The sequence below is a fragment of the Streptomyces viridosporus genome (assembly GCF_002078235.1).
Taxonomy (GTDB): domain Bacteria; phylum Actinomycetota; class Actinomycetes; order Streptomycetales; family Streptomycetaceae; genus Streptomyces; species Streptomyces viridosporus.
In genome coordinates, this window is sequence record NZ_MSGP01000156.1 from 1 (window position 1) to 3,826 (window position 3,826).

The 3,826-nt window shown below is 69.1% G+C and carries 5 protein-coding genes and 1 pseudogene; 5 read left to right on the forward strand and 1 reads right to left on the reverse strand.

The annotated features are described in order from the left end of the window. The 3 genes and pseudogenes from B7L92_RS12180 to B7L92_RS12190 form a co-directional block, all read left to right on the forward strand. Positions 1-349, forward strand: a pseudogene (locus B7L92_RS12180) (aa3-type cytochrome oxidase subunit I); the annotation flags it as partial. Beyond that, entirely contained in the window at positions 346-744 is a 399-nt protein-coding gene (locus tag B7L92_RS12185; RefSeq protein WP_004989089.1) for a cytochrome c oxidase subunit 4, read from the forward strand. The pseudogene B7L92_RS12180 and the gene B7L92_RS12185, both read left to right, overlap by 4 nt. Before the next feature lie 129 nt (positions 745-873). Continuing rightward, on the forward strand, positions 874-2,154 hold the full coding sequence (locus tag B7L92_RS12190) for a L,D-transpeptidase (protein ID WP_081237445.1): 1,281 nt from the start codon (positions 874-876) through the stop codon (positions 2,152-2,154). Positions 2,155-2,200: 46 nt separating this feature from the next. On the opposite strand, the gene B7L92_RS12195 is transcribed toward B7L92_RS12190, so the two are convergent. Then, positions 2,201-2,602, reverse strand: a complete 402-nt coding sequence (locus B7L92_RS12195; RefSeq protein ID WP_004989095.1) for a response regulator — start codon at positions 2,600-2,602, stop codon at positions 2,201-2,203. 213 nt (positions 2,603-2,815) lie between these two features. Here B7L92_RS12195 and ctaE point away from each other — a divergent pair, with 213 nt between their 5' ends. Beyond that, positions 2,816-3,427 carry an aa3-type cytochrome oxidase subunit III gene (ctaE, locus tag B7L92_RS12200; protein ID WP_081237446.1) on the forward strand — a complete coding sequence of 204 codons (612 nt, stop codon included), beginning with the start codon at positions 2,816-2,818 and terminating at the stop codon, positions 3,425-3,427. Between the two features lie 80 nt (positions 3,428-3,507). Next, positions 3,508-3,826: c-type cytochrome (locus B7L92_RS12205; RefSeq protein WP_143626305.1), on the forward strand; the 319-nt coding region annotated here is incomplete at its 3' end.

Below are 3,826 nucleotides of genomic sequence, written 5' to 3' on the forward strand. Positions count from 1 at the left end.
CCGGTACTCGGACTACCTGGCCGCCGACGGCTTCACCGCGCTGAACACGGTCTCCACGATCGCCTCGTTCCTGCTCGGCCTGTCGCTCCTGCCGTTCTTCTACAACGTCTGGAAGACGGCCAAGTACGGCAAGAAGGTCGAGGTCGACGACCCCTGGGGCTACGGCCGTTCGCTGGAGTGGGCGACCTCCTGCCCGCCGCCGCGGCACAACTTCCTCACCCTGCCGCGGATCCGCAGTGAATCCCCGGCGTTCGACCTGCACCACCCGGAGATCGCCGCGCTCGACCAGCTCGAGAACGCCGGTCACGGTGAGAAGGCCCTCGCCGGTGGAAAGGAGGCGGGCAAGTGAAGATCCAGGGCAAGATGTTCATGTGGCTGAGCCTCTTCCTCCTCATCGTCGCCGTGGTCTACGGCGTGTGGTCGAAGGAGCCGGTCGGCACCACCGCTCTCTTCCTGGCCTTCGGCCTGGCGATCATGATCGGCTTCTACCTGGGCTTCACGGCCAAGCGGGTGGACGTCGGAGCGCAGGACAACAAGGAGGCGGACGTCGCGGACGACGCCGGCGAGGTCGGGTTCTTCAGCCCGCACAGCTGGCAGCCGCTCTTCCTGGGCATCGGCGGTGCCTTCGTCTTCCTGGGCGTCGCCGTCGGCTGGTGGCTGGTGTACTTCGCGCTGCCGGTGATCCTGGCCAGCATCTGGGGCTGGGTCTTCGAGTACTACCGCGGTGAGAACCGCACCCAGTAGCACGCGGCACGGCACATGAGGGCCCGGACACTCCGTCAGGAGCGTCCGGGCCCTCTTCCGCTTCACCGGAAATCACTCGTTCGGGCCGCTCGGTGCGCCGGAGCCGACGCGGTTTCCTAGCGTGAGGACATGAGACAGACAGAGTCCTTCCACGGCGGGGGAACCGGCCGGAATCGCACCGTCGCAGGCTGCACACTGCTGGCGCTCGCCCTCGGCGCGAGCCTCACGAGCTGCGGCGACGGCAACCCGCTGTCCGCCGAACCGTACGACGCGGGGCAGCAGATCTCCTTCAACGGATCCGTCGGGGAGGGGAAGACGGTCGACCCCGACCAGCCCCTGGAGGTCGTCGCCGAAGGCACCGACGGGCGCATCACGGACGTCACCACCGTGGACGCCTCGGGCCGCCACGTGGCCGGCGAGCTGGCCGCCGACGGCAGCCGCTGGCACAGCACCTCGCCGCTCGCGGCCGACGCCCGGTACACGATCCGGGTGAGCACCGAGGACGAGGACGGCCGACCGGGCCGCAAGGTCCTCGCCTTCACCACCGGGAAGCCCACCACCCAGGGCCTGACCGTCGCCTTCGGGCCGGCGGCCGGCACCTACGGCGTCGGGCAACCCGTCACCGCCGAGTTGAGCGCGCCGATCGAGGACCGGGCCCAGCGCGCCGTGGTGGAACGCGCCCTGAAGGTGGACTCCACGCCCGCGGTGACCGGCTCCTGGCACTGGGTGGACGACCGGAAGCTGCACTACCGCCCGAAGGACTACTGGCCGGCCCACGCCACCGTCCGGGTGCGCAGCACCCTGGAGGGCATCAAGGTCAACGAGCGGCTCCGGGGTGCCCCGTCCGACCCCCTGTCGCTCAGTATCGGCGACCGGCTCATAGCCGTCGCCGATGCCGCCGCGCATCGGCTGACGGTCCACAAGAACGGGGAGGAGATCAAGCAGATACCCGTCACCACCGGCAAGCCCGGCTTCGAGACCCGCAACGGCGTCAAGGTCGTGCTCGGCAAGGAACGCTTCGTACGCATGCGCAGCAGCACCGTCGGGATAGCGGAGGGATCGGCCGAGTCGTACGACCTGAACGTCGAGTTCGCCACCCGGGTGACCTGGAGCGGCGAGTACGTGCACGCCGCCCCGTGGTCCGTCGGCTCCCAGGGCTACGCCAACGTCAGCCACGGCTGCGTCGGCATGAGCACCGAGAACGCCGAGTGGTTCTTCGGGACCGTCCGCGAGGGCGACCTCATAGAGACGGTGAACTCGGACGGCGGCACCATGGAGCCCTTCGGCAACGGCTTCGGCGACTGGAACCTCACCTGGCAGAAGTGGCGCGAGGGCAGCGCGCTGGCGGACGGCGCCCAGGACGACCCCCGCACCGAGGAGAGGGCGCGGCTGCGTCCTCAGCCGGTCTGAGGGCGGCCCGGGGCGTGCCCCGGCCCGTTCCCCGGAGGGCGGTGCCTCAGGCGTTCAGGACGCTCTTGCGCCGCAGCAGGGAGGCGAGGGCCGAGGCGAACTCCACCGGCTCCACCGGCAGGGTCACCGCCGCCTCCGCACGGCTCCAGGTGGCCAGCCAGGCGTCCTGGGGTCGCCCGATCAGCAGCAGCACCGGCGGGCAGTCGAAGATCTCGTCCTTGATCTGGCGGCACACCCCCATGCCGCCCATGGGCACGGCCTCGCCGTCCAGGACGCAGACGTCGATGCCGCCCCGGTCCAGTTCCTTGAGGACGGCGGGGACGGTCGCGCACTCCACGAACTCCACGACGGGGACGTCCGGGGCCGGCCGCCGGCCGGTGGCGAGCCGCACCTGCTCCCGGGTGCCTGCGTTGTCGCTGTAGACCAGCACCGTGGCGGTCGCCTGCATTGTTCCTCCACGCGTCGAGAGAGGGCACGGCATCGTCGGGGCTTCGGGCCCCGATGGCGCGGATGCTACCCCTTCCGGGCGCTTGTCAACACTGGTTCGGACACGCCTTCGACCCACCGCCCGATGGGCCATCCGGGCAGTACAGGAGGGGCGAACACACCGAACGGCACCCCCCGGGGTGAGGGCGGGATAAGCGACCGACATAATGTCGGCGTGGCGACAGCAACGACAGTAGATACCGGGCACGCGCACCCGTCGGTCAACCGACCGAACCTCACCAGCGTCGGAACCATCATCTGGCTGAGTTCCGAGCTGATGTTCTTCGCGGCCCTCTTCGCGATGTACTTCACCCTGCGATCGGTGACCGGACCCGACTTCTGGTCGGAGAAGGCCGACACCCTGAACTTCCCGTTCTCGGCGACGAACACCACGATCCTGGTGCTCTCCTCCCTCACCTGCCAGCTCGGCGTCTTCGCCGCCGAGCGCGGTGACGTGAAGAAGCTCCGGATGTGGTTCATCGTCACCTTCATCATGGGTTCGGTCTTCATCGGCGGCCAGGTCCTCGAATACACCGAGCTGGTCAAGCACTACGGTCTGACCATCTCCTCCGACCCGTACGGCTCGGTGTTCTACCTGACCACCGGCTTCCACGGCCTGCATGTGCTGGGCGGTCTCATCGCCTTCCTGCTGGTCCTGGGCCGGACCTACGCAGCCCGGAGGTTCACCCACGAACAGGCGACCGCGGCCATCGTCGTGTCCTATTACTGGCACTTCGTCGACGTCGTCTGGATCGGCCTCTTCGCCACGATCTACATGATCAAGTAGCCGGGCCCACATCCGCGCGCGCCGAAGCGCCGCACCAACCAGAAGCATCGACGCAGAAGATCCTGACACCGGGGTAATCCGTGAAAAAGCTCTCCGCACGACGACGCCACCCGCTGGCGGCGCTCGTCGTCCTACTCCTCGCGCTGGCATGCACCGGGGGGCTGTACGCCGTGTTCGCACCCGCGGACAAGGCGCAGGCCGACGCCACCGCCCAGTCCCTCACCATCGAGGAGGGCAAGAAGCTCTACACCGTCGGCTGCGCCAGCTGCCACGGCACCGGTGGTCAGGGCACCTCCGACGGTCCGAGCCTGGTGGGCGTGGGCGCCGCAGCCGTGGACTTCCAGGTGGCCACCGGCCGTATGCCGGCCGCCACCTCGCAGGCCGCCCAGCTCCCGGACA

Excerpts from the sequence above, each read along its gene's own strand:
- B7L92_RS12190 (WP_081237445.1), top strand. The coding sequence starts at position 874 with ATGAGACAGACAGAGTCCTTCCACGGCGGGGGAACCGGCCGGAATCGC.
- B7L92_RS12195 (WP_004989095.1), bottom strand. The coding sequence starts at position 2,602 with ATGCAGGCGACCGCCACGGTGCTGGTCTACAGCGACAACGCAGGCACC.